The organism is Candidatus Arthromitus sp. SFB-rat-Yit (assembly GCF_000283555.1).
Lineage (GTDB): Bacteria > Bacillota > Clostridia > Clostridiales > Clostridiaceae > Dwaynesavagella.
In genome coordinates, this window is sequence record NC_016012.1 from 809,452 (window position 1) to 834,304 (window position 24,853).

A 24,853-nucleotide genomic window follows, 5' to 3' on the forward strand; every position below is an offset into this window, starting at 1 on the left:
CACAATCTTTTATCCTCTATATCTCTTAACTATAATCTTTAATTCCTCAAGTACATAATCTATATCCGATATTTTTGAATTTTTCCCCAAAGTAAACCTAACAGAACCTTGAGCCTCCAACGGAGAAAGACCTATAGCTTGAAGTACATGTGACGAATTCACAGATCCAGAATTACAAGAACTACCACTGGAGGCACATATTCCTTTTAAATCTAAAGCTAAAAGTATTCCCTCGTCTTTAATTCCGTCAAAACAAACATTTATATTATTGTTTGTTCTGTATTCAAGCGATCCATTTATACGACTATTTGGTATTTCCTTCAAAATCCTATCAATCATATAATCTCTAAGTTCTCTAAGTTTTTCATTCTCTTCTTCTCTTTCTCTGCAAGCAAGCTCAATTGCCTTACTAATACCAACAATACCATAAACATTTTCAGTACCAGATCTACGACCTTTCTCCTGACTTCCACCATGTATATAATTTTCAATATTTGTTCCCTCTTTTATGTACAAAACCCCAATTCCTTTAGGAGCATATATTTTATGACCCGATATAGATAATAAATTTACAAATTTATATTTATCGAGCGATATATCAATTTTCCCTATAGCTTGTATCGCATCAGTGTGAAAAATAACATTTCTATCATGACAAACTTTTGATATAGCATCAACATCTTGAATAGTTCCTATTTCATTGTTAACAAAAGCAACAGAAACAAGTATTGTTTTATCAGTAATTGCATTAATTACGTCGTTTACATTAACAATACCATCAGAATTAACATCTAAATATGTAACCTTAAATCCATTTTGCTCTAAATATTTGCAAGTATACAAAACAGAATGATGTTCTATCTTTGCTATTATAATATGATTGCCTTTTTTTCTATTAGCAAAAGCAACTCCCTTAATCGCCCAATTATTCGACTCTGTTCCACCACTTGTAAAAAATATTTCTTTCCTTTGACATTTTAAAGCATTAGCAATATTTTCTCTAGAATGTTCTATTGCATTCTTGGCAATTCTTGAAAATTCATGTATGCCCGAAGGGTTTCCAAAATTATCAAAAAGATATGGCTTCATTTCTTTCATAACTTCATCTCTTAAAAAAGTCGTAGCAGCATAATCCATATAAATTCGTTCATTCATTGATATCAACCCCTATATTAATAAAATTTAATTTATTATGTTCATCTATTATATCTTGAAGTGTAACCGATGAAAAAATATTGTTAATAGCATCTCTTATTTTAACCCACAAAACACGTGTAGCACATCTATCCAAATTATCACAAGTCGAATTGTTTTCGGCACAATCCGATATATTAATAGGTCCTTCGACTACATCTATAATATCCTTAATTGTAATTTCTTTAGGTTTTCTTGTTAATGAATATCCTCCCTTAGCACCTCTAACACTTTTAATAAGGTTCGCTTTCTTAAGAGTAGAAAACAATTGTTCTAAATAAAGTTCGGATATCTTTTGTTTCTGTGCGATACTACGTACAGACATCATTTCAGTATCATAAGACAGAGCAAGCTCAAGCATTGCCTTTATTCCATATCTACCTCTAGTAGACATTTTCATGTTAATTCTCCTTAAACTCTATAATAATTCAAAATTATAACAATTTCATTTTTTATAGTCAACATGACCCACCCATATAAAAATAAAAAATCTAATCTTAATAAACAATCAGATTAGATTTTTAAAATTACTCAATTCCATATTGTCCAATTTTTCTAAATTTTTGATATCTTTCCTCTTTAATTTCATTTCCTGATTTATTTTTAAATCTATTAATAAAGTCAACTATATCTTTCTTCAAAGATTCAGCAACCTTTTCTTTAGTCACATGTGCCCCTTCGCCGTATTCATCAATTATCTTATCTACAATTCCCAATTTCTTTAAATCGTAAGATGTGAGTTTCAAAACATCAGCGGCCTCTTTAAACTTACTAGAATCTTTCCACAAAATACTTGCACACGCTTCTGGAGATATTACTGAATAAATTGAGTTTTCAAGCATCCAAATTTCATTAGCTATAGAAATACCCAAAGCTCCACCACTTCCACCTTCAGATATTACAATCGATAATATAGGACAAGTAAATCCCATCATTTCAAACAAATTTTTTGCAATAGCTTCACCCTGTCCTCTTTCTTCGGCTTGTTTACCACAAAATGCACCAGGAGTATCAACAAAAGTTATTATTGGTCTATTAAATTTATTCGCCTGTTTCATAAGCCTTAAAGCTTTACGATATCCTTCAGGATTAGTCATACCAAAATTTCTCATAATATTATCTTTGGTATTTTCCCCCTTCATTTGTGAAATTATCGTTACAGGCATATCATCTATAAATCCAATTCCTCCAATCAAAGCTTTATCATCTGAATAATATCGATCACCATGAAATTCTTCAAACGAATCAAATATATTTTCTAAATAAAATTTAGCCGTAGGACGCATAGGCATTCTTGCAAGTAAAACCCTATCCCAAATACTCAAATTACTCATTCACATCTCTCCTATGTGCCTTTAATATATAAGTTATGATATTTTTCAAATCTTTTCTATGTACTATTTTATCTAGAAAACCTTTCTCTAAAAGGAATTCAGCTTTTTGAAAATTATCTGGCAATCTTTCATTAATGGTCTTCTCTATAACTCTTTTCCCCGCAAACGCAATATAAGCATTGGGTTCACTTATTATTATGTCCCCAAGCATAGCAAAACTCGCCGTCACTCCACCTGTTGTAGGATCTGTTATAACTGTTAAATAGATAAGACCACTATCAGATAATTTTTTAAGAGCCGCACTAATCTTAGCCATTTGCATTAAAGACAATGTTCCTTCTTGCATTCTCGCTCCACCAGATGCCGTGAAAATTATAACAGGAAGTTTATGTTCTATAGCATACTCTATGGCTCTAGTTATTTTCTCACCAACAACACTCCCCATGCTACCAATCATAAAAAAACTATTCATAACGCATACAACAGTTTTATACCCTCCGATTGAACATTTTCCAGAAACAACAGCATCCTTTTCATTTGAAACATTCTTAGCATCTTGAAGTTTTTTATCATAGTAAGGAAAATCCAATGGATTAACACTAACCATGTCGTTGTCAAATTCTTCAAAAGTATTCTGATCTGCCAAATATCTAATTCTATCTCTAGGACTTAACCTAAAATGATGCTCGCAAAATGGACAAACCATTAAATTATCTTGAATATCCTCTTTATATAAAATTCTTGAGCAATTATTACATTTAATCCAACGATCATTTGGAATATAAACCTTTCTCTCTTCCTCAAAAGGCATCGTACTTACAGTAACATATTTATTTTTCTTAAAAAAATCGATTATCATCATTTGATATTCACCAACTTATTCAAAAATCCTGTATTATAATTTCCTCTAGCAAAATCTTCGTCATTTAAAATATCAAAATGGAAATCAATATTACTTGTAATCCCATCGATAATAAATTCAGCCAATGATCTCTTCATTTTCATTATGGCTTCATCTCTCGTATTCCCATGAACAATAAGCTTCGCAATCATTGAATCATAAAACGGAGGTATTGTATATCCTTGATAAACAGCACTATCCAATCTAACGCCAAACCCCCCTGGAACATTCAACTGATCTATCTTACCTGGACATGGAGCAAAATTTCTATTAACATCTTCAGCATTAATTCTGCATTCAATTGAATGCCCTTTTATTTTTAAATCACTTTGGGTAAAAGACAATTTTTTACCACTAGCAATTTTAATTTGCTCTTTTATTAAATCTATTCCTGTTATCATTTCTGTTATAGGATGCTCCACTTGAATACGTGTATTCATTTCCATAAAATAAAAGTTTTTATTGTCATCAACCAAAAACTCAATTGTACCTGCATTTACATAATTAACAATTTTGCAAATCTTAACAGCAACTTCACCCATTTTCTTTCTTGTATCCTCATCCAAAAATGCAGAAGGTGCTTCTTCAACTATTTTTTGATTTTTTCTCTGAACTGAACAATCACGTTCAAATAAATGCACAACATTCCCGAAATCATCTGCTAAGACTTGAAATTCTATGTGATGTGGATTTCTGATATACTTTTCTATGTACACTACATCATTATTAAAACACGCAAGTGCCTCAGCTTTTGCCATTAAATATGAATCTTTAAAATCCTCTTCATTTTCTACAATTCGAATACCCTTACCACCTCCACCAAGTGCAGCTTTTATCATAACCGGAAAACCAATTGACTTAGCTATCTCAAATGCATAATGCTCATCTTTCAAATATCCTTCATAACCATCAACAATTGGAATGCCATTTTTTTTCATTGTAATCCTAGCATTTGCTTTATCCCCCATCATATCCATAGTTTTCGGATTAGGTCCTATAAATATAATGTTGCAATCCTTACACATTTTAGCAAATTTAGAATTTTCAGAAAGGAATCCAAACCCAGGATGAATGGCCTCTGCCCCACTAAGCGAAGTAGCTTCTAAAATATTTGGTATATTTAAATAAGAATCTCTAGCCGAATTTGGACCTATACAAATAGCTTCATCAGCAAGTTGAGTATGTAGTGCTTCCTTATCAGCTTCTGAATAGACAGCCACAGAAATTATACCTAATTCTTTGCACGCCCTTATTATTCTTACAGCTATCTCTCCTCTATTTGCAATTAAAATCTTATTTATCATAAAAATCTCCTAACTACTTAATAGCAAACAATATTTCTGCTTCACAAGCAATTTCACCGTTTACCTTAGCAACACCTGCTGCTTTCCCAAAACCAGATCTTATTTTCAAAATTTCACATTTAAGTTCTAAAACATCTCCTGGAACAACAATCCTTCTGAACCTTATCTTATCTGCTCCAGCAAAAAAAGCGAGCTTGCCTTTATATTCATCGCTTGCAAGTATAACTGCTGCACCTGTCTGAGCCAATGCTTCCAAAATCAACACTCCAGGCATTACGGGTTGAGATGGGAAATGACCTTGGAAGAAATTTTCATTAAAAGTAACATTTTTTATTGCTGTAACACTTTTATTCTCCTCAATGTCCACTATCTTATCTATGAGCAAAAAAGGATACCTGTGAGGAACAATCTTTAGTATTTCTGTTATATCAACTACCTTTTTCATTTGAAAATTCACCTTCTATTAATACTTTTTAATTTTAAATAATTTTTGTCCAAATTCCACCATTTGTGAATCTTTAACTAAAACTTCCAAAACTTTTCCCGAAAATTCACTTTCAATTTCATTCATTAACTTCATAGCTTCAACTATACATACAGTATCACCGCAAGATACACTCTGACCTACAGAAAAATAAGGTTGTTTCCCAGGAGCAGGTGACAAATAAACAGTTCCAACCATAGGGGATGTTATGTATTCAACATTTTCTTCAGAAACTTCTTCCTTGATTTCATTTAATGAATTTTTAGGTATTTCTATCTTGTTAACCTCATCTTTTACATTATTATTTACACTAGTTTTAGCAATTTGATTAACTGAACCAGTATCTAAACGATTCGATTCTTTATCAAGTTTTAAATATAAATCTTGATAATTTATCTCCATTAAAGAAAGGGTAGAATTATTTATCTTATCTATAAGCTCCATTATTTCTTTAAAAGATATCATTCTTTAACCCCTCCATTTCTTAAATAATAATACTGCATTATGTCCACCAAAACCCAAAGAATTAGACAATGCATAGTTCACTTCTTTTTCAATTCCTTTGTTTGGAACATAATTTAAATCGCACTCATCATCCTTAACTTTATATCCTGCTGTAGGATGTATAAAATTTTCTTCACATGATTTGATACAAGCTATAGCCTCAACAGCACCTGAAGCTCCCAAAAGATGTCCAGTCATAGATTTCGTTGAACTAACAGCAAGATTATACGCATGTTCCTTGAAAACTTTTTTAATAGCGCTAGTCTCAACAGCATCATTAATTTTAGTACTCGTTCCGTGTGCATTTATGTAATCCACCTGATTATAAGATATACCAGCCTCATCCAAAGCATTTTGCATGGCTTTAGCACTCATCTCACCATCTGGCATCGGGGCAGTAATGTGATAAGCATCTGTAGTTGAAGAGTATCCAACTATCTCAGCGTAAATATGTGCATTTCTTTTTCGTGCATTATCTAAAGTTTCCAATATTAATATACCTGCACCCTCTCCCATAACAAAACCATTTCTCTCTTTGTCAAAAGGTATGGATGCTCTCTCAATATCATCAGTTGTATTCAAAGCAGTTAACGCCGTAAAACCACCCAAAGCCAAACTAGTTATCGCAGACTCACTTCCACCAGTTAAACAAATATCAAGATATCCATGTTTCAGTAATCTATAAGCATCCCCAACTGAATGTGTAGAAGTAGCACAAGCAGTAACTACAGATTTACTTTCTCCCCTAGCTCCATATTTAATGGCAATATTCCCTGCAGCCATATTTATAATCAACTTTGGTATAGTCAATGGAGATAGCCGTACAGAATCTGTTTTCCTTATTTTATCTATAACATCCTCTAAAGTATTAAATCCTCCAACTCCAGATCCAACAATAACCCCAAATCTTTCTTTGTCGATACCATCTAAATCTATCTTCGAATCTTGCATAGCCTCCTCTGCTGCATATAATGCAAATGTGGAATAAGGATCTAATCTAGAACATTCTTTTGCATTAAGTCTTTTTGATACATCAAAATTTTTTATTGGTGCTATCACCTTAACTTTATCATTCCCAATATTTCTATCACCTATTGGATCTATTCCAACAACACCATTTTTAGCATTTTTCCAAAACTCAAAAACATCATTTCCTATGGGTGTAATGGCTCCCATTCCTGTAACAACAACTCTATTATTCATAAAGCACTTCCTCCTACATCACCATTCCGCCATCTACAGTTATAACTTGACCTGTTATATAGTCAGACAAATTACTAGCTAAAAACACTGCTAGATTTGATACATCCTCAGTTTTACCCATTTTTTTCAATGGTATATGAGATAAAATAGTTTCCTTAATTTCATCTTTCAATACATCTGTCATATCAGTTTCTATAAATCCTGGAGCTATAGCATTAACATTTATACCTCTTGAGCCCAATTCTTTTGCCAAAGATTTAGTCATCCCTATTATTCCTGCTTTAGATGCAGCGTAATTAACTTGTCCAGCATTTCCAATAATACCTATGACTGAACTAATATTTATAATTTTACCACTCTTTTGCTTAAGCATAATATTGGATACGTGTTTCGCGCAATTAAACGATCCTTTTAAATTCACATTAATTACATTATCAAATTCTTCTTCTTTCATCCTCATAATAAGTGTGTCTCTTGTTATCCCAGCATTATTAACCAAAATATCAATTTTCAAAAATTTTTCTTTGCAAAAATTTGTTAATTCCTCAGCAATAGAGAAATCACTCACATCACCTTTATGTAATAAGGCAACCCCACCATTTTGTTCAATCTCTTGTTTTACTTTTTCTGCTCCGATATCATCACTTCTATAATTTAAAACTACCTTAGCTCCATGCTTCGCAAAATTAATAGCTATAGATTTACCAATTCCTTTAGATGCCCCCGTAACAATTGCAACTTTGTCTTTAAGCATACCTACACCTCACTCAAAACTTTTAAAGATCTATTTAAAGATGATTCATCTTCTATATTTAACACTGTTACTTTTTTATCTATTTTCTTAACAAAACTTGATAAACTTTTCCCTGGGCCTATTTCAACAAAAGTATCAATTCCCATTCCAATAATTCTCAATATACTATCTTCCCAAAGAACAGAACTCATAATTTGATTAGACAGCAATTCACAAATCTTACTCATATCCATCTTTTCTGAAGTAACATTAGATATAACAGGAACTTTAAATTCAGAATTAAATTCTGTATTCTCCAACTCTGTTTTAAATTTCATCGCTGCCTCTTTAAGAAAACTTGTATGGAAAGGTGCTTTAATTGGAAGTCTTACACTCCTCAAAGCTCCTTTATCCTTAAACATTTTATCTGCCATATCAAGTGCAACAACTTCACCAGAAACGACAATTTGAGAAGGGCAATTATAATTTGCAATTTCCAAATGTCCATAAGACTTAACATCATCTATAACTTCCAATATTTTTTCCTTGCTTAATCCAATAACCGCTGTCATTCCATATAAATTTCCATCTAAAGAATTAACCATAAAATCTGCTCTTTTATTAACTAAAATAATCGCTTTTTCAAAATCCAAAGCACCTGAACACACAAGTGCTGAATACTCTCCCAAACTCAATCCAGCAGTACAAGATGGATTTATATTAACTAAACTTTTAAGTGCCTCAAGTATAGCAATACTTGTTGTCAATATAGCAGGTTGAGTTATTTTTGTATCACTTATTTCATCCATGCTACCATTAAATATTTTATCAGAAAGAGAAAACTCTAAAATTTCATTACTTTTTTCAAATATCTTTCTTGACTCAACAAAATTTTCGTAAAAATATTTTCCCATACCAACATACTGCGATCCTTGACCTGGAAATATAAACGCTACATTATTCATGATTTATTTCTCCTATGTTAATAATTACCATTCAATTAATATCGACCCATAAGTAAGTCCACCGCCAAAACCAACAAGTATAATCAAATCTCCCTTAGATAGATTTTGAGATTCGCTCAATTCAGTTAATGCAATTGGTATACTTGCCGCTGAAGTATTTCCATACTTATGCAAATTAATAAAAAATTTATCTACATCAATCTTTAATCGTTGAGAAGCTGATTCTATTATTCTTTTATTTGCTTGATGTGGCACAATAAACTTAATATCTTTTATAGAAATATTATTGTTTTTGAGCAATACATCAATTCCTTCAACCATAGATGAAACTGCAAATTTAAATACTTCTCTACCATCCATATGTATACTAAAATCACTATTAACCGATTCACCCAATATGAAATTAGATATAGGAACAGCTGCAGAAACTAAAGAATCAGATTTCTCCCCAACTGACCTTGTATATGTATCAACTATTTTATGTCCATTTTTAGATCTTTCAATATATGCAACACCTGCACCATCTCCAAACAAAACGCAGGTGTTCCTATCTTTCCAATCTATGATTTTCGATAACATTTCACTACCTATAACAATAGCATTTCTATATTTCTCGGATGATAAAAGAGCATCCGCCACAACAAGCCCATAAATAAAACCTGTGCATGCTGCATTTAAATCAAAAGCTGTAGCATTTGAAGCACCAATAGTTTTTTGAACTAAACAAGCACATGAAGGCGTGTTATTGTCAGGAGTAATAGTAGAAAAAATAATAAGATCTATATCTTTCGGATCCTTATTTAATTTATTTAATAATTTTTCTACTGACTTAGCCCCCAACACAGATGTATTTTCTGTAGAAATACGTCTTTCTCTTATACCAGTTCTACTGTATATCCACTCATCACTTGTATCAACCATTTTTTCTAATTCATTGTTAGTTAAAATTCTATCAGGCACATACATACTCATACCTAAAATGCAATTACGTATATAATTCATTTAAAATCTCCTCAGATTGTAATTAGCATTTTTAGTATATTACATTATAAAATACATGTCAACTCTTCCAGTTTTTTACATTTAAATTAATATCTAAATAAAGGGAATTGTTCTGTTATATCTCTTACACATTTTTTAAAATATTCAGAATTTTTTCCTCTATCCTTAATTACACCATCTATAATATCTGCTATTAACAACATTTCATTCTCACCAAATCCCCTTGTTGTAACTGCTGCAGTACCAATTCTTATACCACTTGTAATTAAAGCCCCACGTGTATCAAAAGGTATGCAATTTTTATTAACCGTAATACCTATACTATCTAATAACATTTCACATTCTTTTCCTGTTATATTTTTATTTGTTAGATCAATCAAAATCAAATGATTATCCGTACCATTGGATACTAATTTAAAATCTCTCTTTTTTAATTCTTCAGCCAACTTATTTGAATTTTTAATTATTCTTTTTGCATATTCCTTAAAATTATCACTCATAGCCTCTTTAAAACAAATTGCTTTAGCTGCAATCACATGCATTAAAGGACCCCCCTGAATTCCAGGGAATATAGCCTTATCAATCTTTTCTCCATATTCTTTTTTAGCAAGTATAGCTCCCCCACGTGGACCACGTAAAGTCTTATGTGTAGTAGTTGTAACAAAATCTGCATATGGCACCGGATTTTCATGAACACCACCTGCTATAAGTCCAGCTATATGTGCCATATCAACCATCATATAAGCTCCAACCTCATCACAAATTTCTCTAAACTTTTTAAAATCAATTTTTCTAGCATATGCACTATAACCACAAACAATCAATTTAGGTTTAACATTTAAAGCTAAAGTCCTAACCTCATCATATTCTATAACACCTGTTTCTTTATTCACTCCATAAAATTTAAAATTATAAGTCTTTCCTGAAAAATTAACCGAACTTCCGTGAGTTAAATGCCCTCCATGACTTAAATTCATTGATAAAATAGTATCATTGTGTTTCAAAACCGAAGAATAAACCGCCATATTAGCTTGTGATCCAGAATGTGGTTGCACATTTGCGTATTCAGCATTAAACAATAATTTCATCCTATTTATAGCCAAATCTTCAATTTTATCTACAACTTCACACCCACCATAATATCTTCTGTTTGGATAACCTTCAGCATATTTATTTGTTAAAATAGTTCCCATAGCACTTAACACATCATTACTAACAAAATTTTCAGAAGCAATAAGTTCTATATTATTAATTTGCCTATCCTGTTCATCTAAAATTAAGTTAGCTATTTCTCTATCTATTATCATCTATATCATCTCCTAAATTTAATTATAAAAAATAATGCTATGATAACATACCACTTTATCAAAGCAATTACATTAAACATAGCATTCTATTCAACAAATTTTCATTTCTCTATATTTATTCCAAGTTCACGTAGTTGCATATCATCAACTTTACCTGGTGCACTTGATAACAAACACTCACCTTTTTTGTTTTTAGGAAATGCTATAACATCTTTTATATCATTAACATTAGCCAAAAACATAATAATCCTATCAAGTCCAAAAGCAATTCCTCCATGTGGTGGAGTTCCATATTTTAAAGCTTCTACAAAAAAACCAAATTTTTCATTAACTTCATATTCCGAAAGTCCCAATGCCTCAAACATTTTATTTTGGATTAAGTCATTATGTATCCTTATACTTCCTCCCCCAATTTCCTCCCCATTCAAAACTAAATCATAAGCTTTAGCCCTAATCTTAGAATATTCCTTAGTTTCAAAATATTTAATGTCATCTTCATTAGGCATAGTAAATGGATGATGTGATGCGTAATATCTTCCGTCCTCCTCGCTGTACTCATAAAGTGGAAAATCTTTTACCCACAAAAATTTAAATTCTGTATTATCTTTAAGTATTCCAAGCATATCAGCAAGTTCAAGTCTTAAAGCTCCCAATGCACTTAACACAGTTTTCTTTATTCCTGGAATTATAAACAAGCAATCATTATTCTTCAATTCATACTTTTCTATAAGCATATTTTTATAATCATCAGTCAAAAATTTATTAATTGAGGACACAATCTGATCATCTTTATATCTTATATAAATTAATCCCTTAGCATTAAAGTGATCTTTTACAAAAGAGTTAAGGGCATCTAACTGTTTTCTAGTAAAATCAACTCCCTTAGCCTTTATCGCCCTTATCTCCAAGTAATTTTCAATGCATTCCTTAAACATAGGAAAATCTGAATTAACAAAATCATCCTTAACATCTATAATCTGCATATCAAATCTTAAATCTGGTTTATCTGTTCCATATTTATCCATACATTCTTCATAACTTAACTCAATAAATTTATCTTTAATATTTAAATCAAGCATAGAATTGAAAACATGTTTAATGAGCAATTCCATCTTTTCCTTAACATCATCTTCATCGACAAAACTCATTTCAATATCAACTTGAGTAAATTCTGGCTGCCTATTCGATCTAAGATCTTCATCTCTAAAACATGTAGCCACTTGATAGTATTTATCAAAACCACTTACCATTAATAATTGCTTAAAAATTTGGGGTGACTGAGGTAAAGCATAAAACCTCCCCTTATTAAGCCTACTAGGAACTAAAAAATCTCTTGCTCCTTCTGGAGTACTTTTATTCAATATTGGTGTACTAACTTCTGTAAAACCATCATTATGTAAAAATCCTCTAAATAAATTAAGTGCCTTACTCCTAATCCTAAATATGTCTTGATATTTATTATTTCTTAGAGAAATATATCTATACTTTAACTTTAAATTATCATTAACCTCAAAACCATCATCAATCATAAATGGTAATTGTTCTGATTTTGAGTAAATTTCTATATCATCACATATAACTTCTATATCTCCATTTTTAATTTGTGGATTCTTAGATTCCCTTTCTTTAACAATACCTCTAACCTTTATACAATATTCTGGTTTCAAACAATCCCCAATATCAAATATGGAGCTACCTTCTTTAAATACAATCTGTACTATTCCTTCTCTATCTCTCAAATCAACAAATATAAGAGATCCTAAATTTCTCTTTTTATTAACCCATCCTTCTAGCACTACCTGTTGATCCAAATATCGTCTATCAATTACTCCACAATACTCTGTACGACGCATTTTTTTAAATTCCATAAGATTATATCTCCCCTTACAAAAAATATTTTTGTATTTCAGTATCATGGTTTAAATTCAAATTAGTTATTTCACCAGTATCCATATTTTTTATTCTAATTACATTATTGCTTATCTCATCTTTTCCTATAACAACTATATTCTTAGCTTTAATTTTATTAGCATACTTCATTTGTTGCTTAAAACTTCTATTTAAATAATCTACATCACATTTAATATCAAACTTTCTTAATCTATTACATATTTCCAAAACATTCATCTTATATTCTTCCGTATGATTAATTAAAAACAAATCAATTCTAATATCTTTAACATAATCATACAAATTATCACCTAGTGCTAATAAAAGTCTTTCTATACCCATTCCAAAACCAACAGCTGGACAATTTTTACCACCAAGTTCCTCTATTAATTTGTTATATCTTCCTCCGCCACACAAAGTCATATTTGATTCATCTACTACCTCAAATACAGTTTTAGTATAATAATCTAACCCTCTAACAATGTTGCTCTTTACTTCAAAATCGACATTAAATAATTTTAAATATGATTGAACACTCTCAAAATGTTCACTACACGCATCGCATATGTAATCAAGTATACTGGGAGCATCTTTCGATACTATATTTTTACACTTTTCATTCTTACAATCTAATATTCTAAGAGGATTTTTTTTCAATCTTTCATTACAAATACTACATAATTCATGTCTAATATTTTTTAAAAACTCTCTTAATTTCTCATTATAAGTACTTCTGCATTTATCACAACCTAAAGAATTTATATATACTTTAATATTTTTCAATTTAAAATCAGTATATATACTATACGCCATACTTATAATTTCTGCATCAGATGCAGGCGAATCAGTTCCGAATACTTCAACCCCAAATTGATGATGTTGTCTTAATCTCCCCTTTTGCACATTTTCATACCTAAACACAGGTGTTATATAAAATAACTTTGTAGGTTGAGAATTTGAATACATAGAATGTTCAATAAACGATCTTATAGTAGGAGCAGTTCCTTCAGCTTTCAGGGTTATACTCCTATTTCCTTTATCTTTAAAAGTATACATTTCTTTCTGTACTATATCAGTAGTATAACCAACACCCCTTAAAAACAAATCTGTGTATTCAAATATGGGAGTCCTTATTTCTTTAATACCATATACACTAGACTTATTCCTTAAAAATTCTTCTATATATTGCCATATGTAAGTCTCCCAAGGTAAACAATCCTTTGTTCCCTTGGGAGATTTAATAATATTATCCATTTAAATTTTCACCACCTAGTATATGTTTCAAAAACTTATTACTAATTTTTTCTTCTTTAATAGTACTTTCCTCACCATGTCCTGGATAAATTATTGTACTATCTGGCAAATTAAATAGCTTATACCTAATACTTTCTATAATTATATCAAAATCTCCTCCATATAAATCTGTTCTGCCTATGGTTCCTTTAAATAATGTATCGCCGGTAAAAATCAAATCACCAATTCTATAAGTTACACTCCCTAAGGTATGACCAGGGGTAGATATTACATTCACAATAACACCATCAAAATTTAAAACTGAATTATCATATATAGGATTTATATGATTCAATTTTGTAAATAAATATGGTTCTTCATGTTGAGCTTGCATATCTGGTAAAGCCATAAAAAATGTTGTGCCAAAATGTTGTTGCATATATTCTACCCCATTAGTATGATCAAAATGTCCATGCGTAAGTAATCCATATTTCATATTTAAATTAAGATTATTTTTTTCAATATAGTTAACCAATCCTTCTCCATCACCACAATCGATAACAATAGTATTATTATTAATTATATTATGAACTAAATAACAATTACAATCGTAACTACCCAACGGAATTCTATAAACATTAATATCTCTCACAATTTTACCTCCAAAATAGAATAATCAACAATTTATAATATATCTATTCAAGTTAATTAATATTTGTATTTGGTCTAAATACATTATATACTCCCTTAACACTTTTCAAAGATGATATAAGTTTATCAAGTTTTTCTCTTGAATCAATATTAATCCTAATATCTATTCTGGATATCTCAGAATCAAGTTCCCTAAAATTAATACTTCTAATATAAATATTAAAACTTTTAACAAATTTTGAAACATCTTCAATAATAGATGACTTCACATTCCTAAAGGTTACACATATATCTACATCATATTTTCTATTAGCAATATTATACCAATCTAAATCTATGAGTCTCTCTTTATCTGAACATTTAATTATGTTTTTACAGTCACTCCTATGCACAGTTATACCTTTACCTCTAGTTATAAATCCTAATATTTCATCTCCACAAACCGGAGTACAACATTTAGCAAATTTGATTAATAAATTACTCTGACCTTCTATCAATATTTCATCTTTATAGCTAGATTTGCATGAATTATATTTTTTATATATTATATTATATTCTTTTTTATCATTTTTCTTATCTATAATATTTTCTGATAATAATTCAGATATCTTAGACAATACAAGATTAAAAGTTATATTACCTATGCCCAAATTAAAATATAATTCGTCTAAACTAGATAAAGATAAAATCTTTAATAATTTACTAATAAGTACATCATTTAATCGTATAGATCTTTTTTTACACTCTTTTTCAAATAAATATTTTCCCCTGTAAACATTGTCTTCTTTAGTTATTCTATTAAACCATTGACGTATTTTACTTTTAGTATGATTGCTCTTAACAAATCCTAACCAATCTATACTTGGACCTTTTATCTGTTTAGATGTAATAATTTCAACGATATTACCTGTTTCTAATATATGATCTAAAGTAACAATTTTATTATTAACTCTAGCTCCTTCACATCTATACCCTACATCTGTATGAATCCTAAAAGCAAAATCTACGGGTGTAGATCCAATAGGTAATGCTATAACTTTACCTTTAGGAGTGAAAACGAATATTTCTTGAAATATCAAATCAGTTTTAAAATTTTCCATAGCTTCTGTTGGGTTTTTTGTTTCAGTAAGCCACTCTACAACTTCTCTAATCCATACAAATTTTTCATCAAAACGATCTTTTGTATCTGTTTGCTCTTTATATTTAAAATGAGCTGCTATTCCTAATTCTGCAACTTTATGCATTTTTTTTGTTCTGATTTGTATTTCAAAAGGTTTTCCGCCTTTTGTAAGTACTGTAGTATGAAGAGATTGATAATTATTCGACTTAGGCATCGCTATATAATCCTTAAATTTATTAGAAATTGGATTATATTTTTCATGTGCTAATCCTAAAGCCACATAACAATCTTTTATACTGTCAACAATAACTCTTATGGCTATCAAATCAAAAATTTCATCTATAGTTTTATTCTTCTGAATTAATTTTTTATATATGCTATACAAATGTTTAGGTCTGCCCTCAATAACAGCATTTACATCAGATTGATTTAAAACTTCTTTAAACTCTTTTATTATTTCATTAGTTAATTTTTCCCTATCATCCCTTTTTTCAGAAACCAATTTAGCTATTCGATAATATTCATCCGGATTCAAATATCTAAAAGATAAATCTTCTAATTCCCACTTTATCTTACTTATTCCAAGTCTATGAGCTAATGGTACAAATATATTTAATGTTTCCTTAGACTTTTCTTGCTGTTTATACTCAGATAAATATTTTAGGGTTCTCATATTATGTAGTCTATCTGCTAATTTAATTAAAATAACCCTAATATCTTTTGTCATAGCCATCAGCATTTTTCTAATATTGTCAGCCTGAGCTTCCTCTTTTGTTTTATAATTTATTTTATCTAATTTGGAAACCCCTTCAACTAAGATAGCAACTTCTTCACCAAAAGTTGCTGATATATCCGAATACGTAAACTCAGTATCCTCAATAACATCATGTAAAAGACCACCTATTATAGTATTTACATCTAAATTCATCTCTGATAAAATGTACGCAACTTCAAGAGGATGCACTATATAAGGTTCACCATCTATTCTTTTTTGATTTATGTGCGCATTAAAAGCAAAATTAAATGCTGTTATTATTAACTCTCTATTTTCACTACTTAATCTACTTATTATAAACTCTAGTTTTTGATACATAACAACCCCTTGAAAATATAGTAATTTAGGGAGATCAAATATTATTGAAACTCCCTTAAAACATATATTAAATTATAAAATTTGTATTTGAATAATTATAATACATATAATTCAAAATTACAACTACACATCATATTTTACAAATGAATTAACATTATAATCTTTCAAAACATCTCTTCCACCAATTTTTTCTAGTTCTATAACAAAATCTAATTCTACAACTTTGCCCCCGGCTTTCTCTACTAGATCTGCCACAGCTTTAATTGTTCCACCTGTGGCTAATAAATCATCAATTATAGCAACTCTTGGATTATTTTCAAATGCATCTTTATGTATCTCTAATGTATCTTTCCCATACTCTAAGCCATAACTTACCTCTATAGTCTTACCAGGCAATTTACCCTTTTTCCTTACAGGTACAAACCCAATTCCTAAAGCATACGCAACAGGCATTCCAAATATAAATCCTCTAGCTTCTGGTGCAACTATCAAATCTATATTTTTATTTTTCAAATTATCAACAATTAAATCTATAGTATATTTTAGTGTTTTCCCATCCCGTATAAGAGTTGTTATATCTTTAAAGCTTATTCCTTTTTTAGGGAAATCTTCAATAATTTCTATACTTCTTTTTAAATCCATGATTTTTCCTCCATTTTATAATTCACCTCTTTAATCAAATATTTACATATTTGATTAGCCTTCAAAGAATTTGATACTGTAAGTAATTCAACTATTAATTTTGCATTTGTAATCTTATTTTTATTTATATATTCCGGATCAATAAAATTAATTAATTCATTAATAGTTATATTATTAGAGCAAGTTTTAACAAGCTCACATAATCCATAATTCTTAGTATTTTTCAAAAAATAAGATCCTTCTTTTAAAAGCTTATAATTCTCACCATACACTTTAACATTATCATTAAATAAACTTATAAAAACTAAATCTAAAAACTTGACCATACTCTTTAAATTATAAAATCTACTAATACCTTCTAAAATTTTATAAGTTAATGCTGGTAACGTTAAATCTTTAAATGAATATATACAATCATCTGAATATGGATTTATCAATATATATCTTGAAGAATTTAATATATCTGTTTCTTTATTTGAAATATTTATAACTTTTATAGATAAATCTTTATCTATAATTTTATTTAATGAAAACACTATGTCTATCCTCATAAATTCAACATGATCGTTAAACTGTTTCTCATCAAACTCTTGTGTATCATCGTAAATATAATGATATACATTTAATTTCAAATATCGTAATGCTAATATTAAAATGGATGTAGATAATACGCCATCCAATGTTCCTGGAGCATAAATTAATATATTAGTATGTTTACTGATCAAATCATCAATTATATCAATTACTTCTTTTATACCATTAATTTTAAAAGGATTATAATTATCACCAATATATCCCTTTTCAAAAACAAAATCACGATAATTTTCCATAAATATAATCCTCCAAATCACTAGAAAAACAAGTTCAATTATAATTTACAATGTTAATTTTTACAATATATTTAACAAAAATAATAGATAGATTATCGACTATCAAATAATCTATCTACAATTTAACATTTATTTATTTAATTTTCTATTTCCTTTAGAAGCCAACATTACCCATAACGGTGTAGCAATAAAGATAGACGAATATGTGCCTGAAATTATTCCAATTAATATGGGAAATGAAAATTCCCTTACACTAGGTACAAAAATATAAACACAAAGCACTATGATAATAGTTGTAACAGATGTATTAATACATCTAACTAAACTTTGCTTTATACTCAAATTTGCAATATAGTCATTAGATTTTCCTGTATGCAATTTCCTATTTTCTCTTATTCTATCAAATATAACTATAGTGTCATTAATTGAATATCCAACTATCGTTAATACTGATGCTATAAATGGAGAATTTATCGGAACCATAAATATAGAATATGCACTTAATGTTATCAAAACATCATGTATCAATGCTATTATTGCAGCGATACCAAAATAAATTTCAAATCTAATAATTATATAAATAAGCATTCCTAATGTGGCTATTGCCAGGGCTATCAAAGCTCTTAAAGTAAGTTCTTTTCCTATTGATCCACTTATTTCAGTTTGATGTAATAAATTTGAATCCTCTAATGAATATTTTGTTTTAAGTTCATTAAAAAAACTAACAACTTTATCAGTTTCAAAATTTTTACTCCTAACTTCAACTTGAGTTCCATTAATCTTTTTTGAAACAGCATCTTGAGAATATTTTGCTAATATTTCATCCACTTCTGACTTATCAAACTCTTTTCCAATATCTATTAATACCGTTGTTCCGCCAACAAAATCAATACCTATATTTATTCCTCTATAAAAAAACATAGCAACACCGATTAATACGGTAATTATAGATATAGAAAACCATATTTTATATTTTTTCATTATGTTCATCTATAATCACTCCTTTACTTTTCTTATGTTCATTTTCATCAAATCCGTAGCTCCTCTTAGATCTTAATCCCATATTATAGAAAAGCTTAATCAAAAATCTAGTTATAACTATAGAACTAAACATACTTAGAACTATACCTATTAGTAGAGTTGTTGCAAAACCTTTTACACTACCTGTACCAATAAAATATAAAACTAGACCTGCTATTATAGTTGTAATGTTAGAGTCTAGGATAGAATTCATAGCCTTATCAAAACCGATTTTGATAGATACTTTAACTGACTTTCCCTTTGTTAATTCTTCCCTTATTCTCTCAAATATCAAAATATTAGAATCAATAGCCATTCCCAAAGTTAATAATATACCAGCTATACCTGGCAATGTCAGTACAGCACCTATAATTGCAAATACAAATAAAAACAAGATCATATATATCGCTAAAGAAAATACGGAAATAATTCCAGGAAATCTATATCTAATAAACATAATGATTAATATAAAAACAAATCCTATTAAACCAGCCTTTATTGTATTTGGAAGAGATTCTGCTCCTAATGTCGGACCAACCTTATTCACAGATATAGTATTAAGTGTAACTGGCAATGCTCCTGATTGAATAATACTTGCAATTTTATTAGCCTCTTCAAAACTCATTGATCCTTCTATTACTGCTTCTCCATCAGTTATTTGAGTATTAACCACAGGCTTTGTTAATATCTGGTCGTCCATACTTATTTCTATAATTTTATTTATATTTTTACCTGTGGCTTCAGCAAATTTTTTCGTGCCTTCATCAGTAAATTTTAGTTGTATTATTGCTTTCCCATCTTGCGTTAAAACTGCAGTAGCATTTTTAACATCGCTACCAGTGAGCAGTACATTTCCTTCTTCATCTTTAAAATTTAATTGACCCGTAGATGTCAGAGTTTTAACTATATCATTAGAATCAAATTCACCCGCAAGATCAATTCTTATACGATTACTTCCCTCTATAGTAACAACAGGTTCGCTCAGTCCAAATTTATTAACTCTTAAAGATAATAACTCTCTAGTATTTTGAAGTGTTTCTTTGGTTACATTTTCATCAACTATTTCTTGTAAAACAGAAACTCCACCCTGAAGATCTAATCCCTTTAGTATAGAATCATTAAAATTCTTAAATTTGTATCCTAAAATTTCAAATCCCTTAAATCCCCAAAATGTACAAAATAAAAATAATAATAACACTAAAATAAAAATAAATAGTGAGGATCCTTTCGAAGTAAGTTTATCTTTTTTCACAATGTACCTCCTCAAATAGACTTATCCTATAGTAATAATAATTTTATTAACTAGTCACTTTTTCCTTAGACTTTTCATATGCTTTTAATGCTATAGCCATTTCAATTCTTTTTTTCTGTAACTTACATCCTATTTTATATGGATTTAATATAGAATTTGTAAATTCATGATTATTAGCCTGACATCCTCCACTACAATAAAATCTAGCCCAACACTTATTACAATCTTCCTTTTTATATATATTAGCTTCTTTAAATTCATTTATAATTTGGGGTTCTGATATTTTATCCTTATACAAAGAATTTATATTTCCAATAACAAACTCTCTCTTACCAACAAATTGATGGCATGGATAAATATCACCACTTGGAGTAACAGCTATATATTCGAATCCAGCACCACATGCAGAAACTCTTTTGTATACACAAGGACCTCCTTGTAAATTTATATTATAATGATAAAAATTAACCTTTTTACCTTCATCAATAGAATCTCTCAAATATCTATAAATTTTATCATACTCATCATAAATTTGTTCTAAATCTTCAAAGCGTATGGATATTTCCTCATTTTCTTTTACAACAACTGGTTCAAGAGAAATTTCCTTAAATCCTTTATCAACTAAATGTAAAAAATCATTTGAAAAATCTAAATTTTGATGCGTATAAGTGCCTCTTACATAGTATTCCTGACCTTCCTCTCTCCCATCTACAAGTTTCTTAATCTTATCAATTATAATATCGTAAGACCCAGTTCCTACCGCTGTCAATCTCATATTGTCATTAACTTCTTTTCTACCATCTATTGACAATATTATATTTTTCATATTTTTATTTAAATATTCACTAATTTCATCGTTTAATAAAATTCCATTTGTTGTTAGTGTAAATCTTATGTTTTTATTAACTTTCTTCTCTATACTTCTTGCGTATTCTACTAATTTCTTTATCATATCAAATGCCATAAGTGGTTCACCACCAAATAAATCAACTTCGATGTTATATCTTGGACCACTTTGGCTTATCAAAAAATCTAACGCTCTCTTAGCAACATCTAGAGTCATTATTTCTCTTTTTCCTTTATATTCGCCTTCATCTGCAAAACAATATTTACACTTTAAATTACAATCATGAACGACATTTAAGCACATTGCTTTCATATATTCTTGCTCATTATTTATTCTTACCTTCTCTTCATACATATCTTTCGTATACAAAACATTATCATTAATCAATTCTTGTATCTCTAATAAAACTTCATCTAAATCTTGTTTTAAGTATTTATCTCCAAATTTGTCCATAGCTTCATTTAATGTAAGTGGCTTGTCCGATCCCAATACATCATAAGTAATTTCATCAATTTCCATAAGAGATCCTGTGTTAACATCTAAAACATATCTTAAATCATCTATAAAAAATTTGTGAATCAATTCCATAATACTTTACCTCCGTAATCATATAAAAAATAAATAGACCGATCAAATCAGCCTATTTCAATACTTCCAAAAATTATCTGTCATATAGGTTGACAAATTGTAATTTATGCTCAATTATTTTTCACAAACTATATTTGCTACTGTACAAGAGGTCTTACACGCAGATTGGCAAGAATTTGCACATTCTTTACAATTTGTATCTTTTATAGTATCTTTTATAGTATTTTTAACTAAAATTTTAATATGTTTCACTAAAATTACCTCCAAAAATAAACTCCCCAAAATTATAACATATTTAATTCTTTACATCTAGAATTATTATTTTCATAAAACTATATAAAAAGTTCGATAGAATTAAATATTACTATCGAACCTTATTACAATTTTATCTATTAAATCTTTTCTGTTTCTGTAGTAGATTGTGGATTAGAATCATCAAATAAAAATTTCACTTTTTTATCAAACTCATCTGAATTTACCATTTCGTTTGCAATCTTAATTAAGACTGATGAATCATCATTTTCTTCAGCAAATAACTCTTTATAACGATTAGTCCAAAATTCAAATCCAGCATCATCAGGCTCACGATTAACTATCACTCGATAAAGACCTTTTATTTTATCATCAACTGTTTTGTTTTTATTAGTAAATTCATTCTCAGATAAGAGGTTTATTACAAAACTTTTAGGTGATACAGTCTTATTTCCAATTTCATTTACCCAATAAGCAAATCCCACCTCATCAGCATCTCTATCTAAAGCATTTCCATATACTTCAGCTACAAAATCTCTTACTTTATCAATACCACCTTTTGTTTTGAACTGTGATATATCAATAGTTTGATTAACAGAATTTTCATCCTTATAAGTTATAGTAAGATTTTTGTATATCTTACTTGGAACAAGTCCTTCTAATTTAAGTCTAGATGTACCATCAAATGATACTTTTATTCCTTTAGTATTAATAGAAATATCTTTAGCTTTCTTAAATCTATCTATTAAAGTTTGGTTGCTTAAAAGAATTGAAATACTTGTATCTGATATATCTGACCTAGTTATATCAGTAGATGTTATACTTAATATCTCAGTTTTATTATTAGTCATATTATTAGAAGATGTTCCAGAGCTTGATTCTAAAGTTTTAAATGTTTGTCTAGAAATTTCATTACCCAAATTATCAAATAAAGCAGCAATATAATTTGTATTTTGAGATAAATTATTTATCGTATATGATTGCTTTTTATGTTCTGCTCCGTCTAAAACAAGTTTTTCCTTAACAGTTCCAGATTCTTCTCTAATCTCAAGAGTTAACGGATATTGTTTATTCCCATTTTTATCATTACCATTTGTTCCAAAAAAAACATCAAAAGTTACACTATTTGAATCAAGTCTTGACCTTTCAAAATTAAATGTATTAAGTTGTGTATTAAACGTAATATCTAATAATCCATCTGCTTCACTTATAAAATATTCATTATTTTGTTTATCTGTACCTTTAAGAGCAATACCAACAAAACAACTGTATCCACTTTGTAAATCGTTAAAAGTTAAGTCTTCAATTTTATATTCACCATTACCTATTTTGTCAACTTTAGCCGTTTGTTCCATTGCTTGCTGTGAAATAGCTATATGTCCAATTGTAATTTGAACATCCAAATTATCCAATTCAATAGATGTATTTAATAAACCAGATAAAGTTATAGAATCTTGTCCAATAACTTTACTTGTAAAATCAAATTTAATTCCGTCTTTCAATTGATCAAGATTCAAAATACCCTCATTAAATTTACATGAATTAAATGTAACTTGTGTATTAGAAGCTATATCAAACATCGGTTCATTTAAATCCTTATTTGAAACCAACATCCCACTAATATTTAAAGGATTATTAGTTTCTATTCTTATTAAAGGACCTTTCACTTCATCATCTCTTGTTACTTCTAATAAATCATTAACATTTAAACTAGTAACATCATCACCTATTACTAAGGAACTATTATTACTAATTAAGATCTCTACAAGTTCTTCTTTTTTTGTTTTTTCTTCAATAGCATCAACAATTTTTTTAGTTAATTTAACTTGTCCTATTATAATCAAAGACCCATTGTCATTTATTCCTTTAATAAAATCTTCTTCACTTGTTTCAGATGTAATTTCTATTGGTTTTGATTCTGAAGGATTTCTATCATTTTTATTCTTTGAAACAACAGAATTTTGCATATTATTTGCAACTTCACTAGCCATAACATTAATAGAATTAGGTACTAAAACTAGTCCAACCATAACACTTAAAAGTAACTTTGATATTTTTTTAAATAACATTTAATCAATATCTCCTTATAATAAAAATTGATACTATTGTAACATTTTTTATTTATAATTACAATGTATGCTGAAAATATAAATAAAAAAAGGAAAGCCTGAATTAACTTTCCCTTCTGTGTTACGCATTATTAGACTCATTTTCAATTTTTTCTATAGATTCTGAAGCAATCGTTCCTATAGAATTTTTCAAAAAAGTTAATCTTGTTTTATCTGGACCTGTTTCTAAAACCACTTCATTTTTATCATTATCTATTGAAATAACTTTAGCAACAATTCCACCTCTAGTAACAACCTTATCATTAACTTTTATATTATCCAACATTGATTGATACTTCTTTCTTCTTCTTGTTTCTGGAAGTATCATTATTACATATAAAATTATTAAAAACCCTATAGGTATAAGTAGGTTAACAAAAGAACTCATAAAAATCT

At 29.0% G+C, this 24,853-nt stretch carries 24 protein-coding genes; all 24 read right to left on the bottom strand.

Translation table 11 applies throughout. The annotated features are described in order from the left end of the window. Window positions 1-9: 9 nt before the first annotated feature. Window positions 10-1,155: a cysteine desulfurase family protein gene (locus RATSFB_RS03780; RefSeq protein WP_014094724.1), complete on the bottom strand. Its 1,146-nt coding sequence runs from the start codon at window positions 1,153-1,155 to the stop codon at window positions 10-12. Continuing rightward, window positions 1,148-1,594, bottom strand: coding sequence for an RrF2 family transcriptional regulator (locus tag RATSFB_RS03785; protein ID WP_014094725.1), 447 nt, complete (start codon window positions 1,592-1,594; stop codon window positions 1,148-1,150). Before RATSFB_RS03785 ends, RATSFB_RS03780 begins: the two co-directional genes overlap by 8 nt. Window positions 1,595-1,721: 127 nt before the next feature. Beyond that, window positions 1,722-2,528, bottom strand: a complete 807-nt coding sequence (locus RATSFB_RS03790) for an acetyl-CoA carboxylase carboxyltransferase subunit alpha (protein ID WP_014094726.1) — start codon at window positions 2,526-2,528, stop codon at window positions 1,722-1,724. Then, window positions 2,521-3,387: an acetyl-CoA carboxylase, carboxyltransferase subunit beta gene (gene accD, locus RATSFB_RS03795; protein WP_044035647.1), complete on the bottom strand. Its 867-nt coding sequence runs from the start codon at window positions 3,385-3,387 to the stop codon at window positions 2,521-2,523. The genes RATSFB_RS03790 and accD overlap by 8 nt, the downstream gene beginning before the upstream one ends. Beyond that, a complete protein-coding gene (locus RATSFB_RS03800) occupies window positions 3,387-4,733 on the bottom strand; it encodes an acetyl-CoA carboxylase biotin carboxylase subunit (RefSeq protein ID WP_014094728.1) in 1,347 nt (448 codons plus the stop codon). The genes accD and RATSFB_RS03800 overlap by 1 nt, the downstream gene beginning before the upstream one ends. A 13-nt stretch (window positions 4,734-4,746) precedes the next feature. Then, window positions 4,747-5,178 carry a 3-hydroxyacyl-ACP dehydratase FabZ gene (gene fabZ / locus RATSFB_RS03805; protein WP_014094729.1) on the bottom strand — a complete coding sequence of 144 codons (432 nt, stop codon included), beginning with the start codon at window positions 5,176-5,178 and terminating at the stop codon, window positions 4,747-4,749. 18 nt (window positions 5,179-5,196) lie between these two features. Further along, window positions 5,197-5,682 carry an acetyl-CoA carboxylase biotin carboxyl carrier protein gene (accB, locus tag RATSFB_RS03810; protein WP_014094730.1) on the bottom strand — a complete coding sequence of 162 codons (486 nt, stop codon included), beginning with the start codon at window positions 5,680-5,682 and terminating at the stop codon, window positions 5,197-5,199. A gap of 3 nt (window positions 5,683-5,685) precedes the next feature. Beyond that, a complete protein-coding gene (gene fabF, locus RATSFB_RS03815; RefSeq protein ID WP_014094731.1) occupies window positions 5,686-6,924 on the bottom strand; it encodes a beta-ketoacyl-ACP synthase II in 1,239 nt (412 codons plus the stop codon). Window positions 6,925-6,937: 13 nt separating this feature from the next. Continuing rightward, on the bottom strand, window positions 6,938-7,678 hold the full coding sequence (gene fabG, locus RATSFB_RS03820) for a 3-oxoacyl-[acyl-carrier-protein] reductase (protein ID WP_014094732.1): 741 nt from the start codon (window positions 7,676-7,678) through the stop codon (window positions 6,938-6,940). A gap of 2 nt (window positions 7,679-7,680) precedes the next feature. Continuing rightward, on the bottom strand, window positions 7,681-8,622 hold the full coding sequence (gene fabD, locus RATSFB_RS03825; RefSeq protein ID WP_014094733.1) for an ACP S-malonyltransferase: 942 nt from the start codon (window positions 8,620-8,622) through the stop codon (window positions 7,681-7,683). Window positions 8,623-8,646: 24 nt separating this feature from the next. Beyond that, on the bottom strand, window positions 8,647-9,624 hold the full coding sequence (locus tag RATSFB_RS03830; protein ID WP_014094734.1) for a beta-ketoacyl-ACP synthase III: 978 nt from the start codon (window positions 9,622-9,624) through the stop codon (window positions 8,647-8,649). Window positions 9,625-9,710: 86 nt separating this feature from the next. Next, window positions 9,711-10,931: a serine hydroxymethyltransferase gene (glyA, locus tag RATSFB_RS03835; protein WP_014094735.1), complete on the bottom strand. Its 1,221-nt coding sequence runs from the start codon at window positions 10,929-10,931 to the stop codon at window positions 9,711-9,713. Window positions 10,932-11,032: 101 nt separating this feature from the next. Then, a complete protein-coding gene (gene aspS, locus RATSFB_RS03840) occupies window positions 11,033-12,799 on the bottom strand; it encodes an aspartate--tRNA ligase (RefSeq protein ID WP_014094736.1) in 1,767 nt (588 codons plus the stop codon). A gap of 16 nt (window positions 12,800-12,815) precedes the next feature. Beyond that, complete coding sequence (hisS, locus tag RATSFB_RS03845) at window positions 12,816-14,075, bottom strand: histidine--tRNA ligase (protein WP_014094737.1); 1,260 nt, start codon at window positions 14,073-14,075, stop codon at window positions 12,816-12,818. Next, window positions 14,068-14,706, bottom strand: coding sequence for an MBL fold metallo-hydrolase (locus RATSFB_RS03850; protein ID WP_014094738.1), 639 nt, complete (start codon window positions 14,704-14,706; stop codon window positions 14,068-14,070). The genes hisS and RATSFB_RS03850 overlap by 8 nt, the downstream gene beginning before the upstream one ends. Before the next feature lie 52 nt (window positions 14,707-14,758). Continuing rightward, entirely contained in the window at window positions 14,759-16,918 is a 2,160-nt protein-coding gene (locus RATSFB_RS03855) for a RelA/SpoT family protein (protein WP_014094739.1), read from the bottom strand. Between the two features lie 123 nt (window positions 16,919-17,041). Further along, on the bottom strand, window positions 17,042-17,560 hold the full coding sequence (locus tag RATSFB_RS03860; RefSeq protein ID WP_014094740.1) for an adenine phosphoribosyltransferase: 519 nt from the start codon (window positions 17,558-17,560) through the stop codon (window positions 17,042-17,044). Beyond that, on the bottom strand, window positions 17,551-18,390 hold the full coding sequence (locus RATSFB_RS03865; protein ID WP_014094741.1) for a DHH family phosphoesterase: 840 nt from the start codon (window positions 18,388-18,390) through the stop codon (window positions 17,551-17,553). The genes RATSFB_RS03860 and RATSFB_RS03865 overlap by 10 nt, the downstream gene beginning before the upstream one ends. Window positions 18,391-18,519: 129 nt before the next feature. Continuing rightward, complete coding sequence (gene secF / locus RATSFB_RS03870; protein ID WP_014094742.1) at window positions 18,520-19,380, bottom strand: protein translocase subunit SecF; 861 nt, start codon at window positions 19,378-19,380, stop codon at window positions 18,520-18,522. Beyond that, a complete protein-coding gene (secD, locus tag RATSFB_RS03875) occupies window positions 19,358-20,662 on the bottom strand; it encodes a protein translocase subunit SecD (RefSeq protein WP_014094743.1) in 1,305 nt (434 codons plus the stop codon). The genes secF and secD overlap by 23 nt, the downstream gene beginning before the upstream one ends. Window positions 20,663-20,708: 46 nt before the next feature. Next, window positions 20,709-22,097: a thioether cross-link-forming SCIFF peptide maturase gene (scfB, locus tag RATSFB_RS03880; RefSeq protein WP_014094744.1), complete on the bottom strand. Its 1,389-nt coding sequence runs from the start codon at window positions 22,095-22,097 to the stop codon at window positions 20,709-20,711. A 114-nt stretch (window positions 22,098-22,211) separates the two neighbouring features. Further along, on the bottom strand, window positions 22,212-22,349 hold the full coding sequence (gene scfA / locus RATSFB_RS03885) for a six-cysteine ranthipeptide SCIFF (RefSeq protein WP_044035543.1): 138 nt from the start codon (window positions 22,347-22,349) through the stop codon (window positions 22,212-22,214). Between the two features lie 140 nt (window positions 22,350-22,489). Then, the gene (locus RATSFB_RS03890; protein WP_014094746.1) at window positions 22,490-24,418 is read right to left on the bottom strand and encodes a DUF4214 domain-containing protein; all 1,929 of its coding nucleotides are present in this window, start codon (window positions 24,416-24,418) and stop codon (window positions 22,490-22,492) included. Window positions 24,419-24,539: 121 nt separating this feature from the next. Beyond that, complete coding sequence (gene yajC, locus RATSFB_RS03895) at window positions 24,540-24,845, bottom strand: preprotein translocase subunit YajC (protein WP_014094747.1); 306 nt, start codon at window positions 24,843-24,845, stop codon at window positions 24,540-24,542. Between the last annotated feature and the right edge of the window lie 8 nt (window positions 24,846-24,853).

Bases quoted from the DNA above. Each gene is read 5' to 3' on its own strand.
- RATSFB_RS03780 (WP_014094724.1), bottom strand. From the start codon at position 1,155: ATGAATGAACGAATTTATATGGATTATGCTGCTACGACTTTTTTAAGA.
- RATSFB_RS03785 (WP_014094725.1), bottom strand. From the start codon at position 1,594: ATGAAAATGTCTACTAGAGGTAGATATGGAATAAAGGCAATGCTTGAG.
- RATSFB_RS03790 (WP_014094726.1), bottom strand. From the start codon at position 2,528: ATGAGTAATTTGAGTATTTGGGATAGGGTTTTACTTGCAAGAATGCCT.
- accD (WP_044035647.1), bottom strand. From the start codon at position 3,387: ATGATAATCGATTTTTTTAAGAAAAATAAATATGTTACTGTAAGTACG.
- RATSFB_RS03800 (WP_014094728.1), bottom strand. From the start codon at position 4,733: ATGATAAATAAGATTTTAATTGCAAATAGAGGAGAGATAGCTGTAAGA.
- fabZ (WP_014094729.1), bottom strand. From the start codon at position 5,178: ATGAAAAAGGTAGTTGATATAACAGAAATACTAAAGATTGTTCCTCAC.
- accB (WP_014094730.1), bottom strand. From the start codon at position 5,682: ATGATATCTTTTAAAGAAATAATGGAGCTTATAGATAAGATAAATAAT.
- fabF (WP_014094731.1), bottom strand. From the start codon at position 6,924: ATGAATAATAGAGTTGTTGTTACAGGAATGGGAGCCATTACACCCATA.
- fabG (WP_014094732.1), bottom strand. From the start codon at position 7,678: ATGCTTAAAGACAAAGTTGCAATTGTTACGGGGGCATCTAAAGGAATT.
- fabD (WP_014094733.1), bottom strand. From the start codon at position 8,622: ATGAATAATGTAGCGTTTATATTTCCAGGTCAAGGATCGCAGTATGTT.
- RATSFB_RS03830 (WP_014094734.1), bottom strand. From the start codon at position 9,624: ATGAATTATATACGTAATTGCATTTTAGGTATGAGTATGTATGTGCCT.
- glyA (WP_014094735.1), bottom strand. From the start codon at position 10,931: ATGATAATAGATAGAGAAATAGCTAACTTAATTTTAGATGAACAGGAT.
- aspS (WP_014094736.1), bottom strand. From the start codon at position 12,799: ATGGAATTTAAAAAAATGCGTCGTACAGAGTATTGTGGAGTAATTGAT.
- hisS (WP_014094737.1), bottom strand. From the start codon at position 14,075: ATGGATAATATTATTAAATCTCCCAAGGGAACAAAGGATTGTTTACCT.
- RATSFB_RS03855 (WP_014094739.1), bottom strand. From the start codon at position 16,918: ATGTATCAAAAACTAGAGTTTATAATAAGTAGATTAAGTAGTGAAAAT.
- RATSFB_RS03860 (WP_014094740.1), bottom strand. From the start codon at position 17,560: ATGGATTTAAAAAGAAGTATAGAAATTATTGAAGATTTCCCTAAAAAA.
- RATSFB_RS03865 (WP_014094741.1), bottom strand. From the start codon at position 18,390: ATGGAAAATTATCGTGATTTTGTTTTTGAAAAGGGATATATTGGTGAT.
- secF (WP_014094742.1), bottom strand. From the start codon at position 19,380: ATGAACATAATGAAAAAATATAAAATATGGTTTTCTATATCTATAATT.
- scfB (WP_014094744.1), bottom strand. From the start codon at position 22,097: ATGGAATTGATTCACAAATTTTTTATAGATGATTTAAGATATGTTTTA.
- RATSFB_RS03890 (WP_014094746.1), bottom strand. From the start codon at position 24,418: ATGTTATTTAAAAAAATATCAAAGTTACTTTTAAGTGTTATGGTTGGA.
- yajC (WP_014094747.1), bottom strand. From the start codon at position 24,845: ATGAGTTCTTTTGTTAACCTACTTATACCTATAGGGTTTTTAATAATT.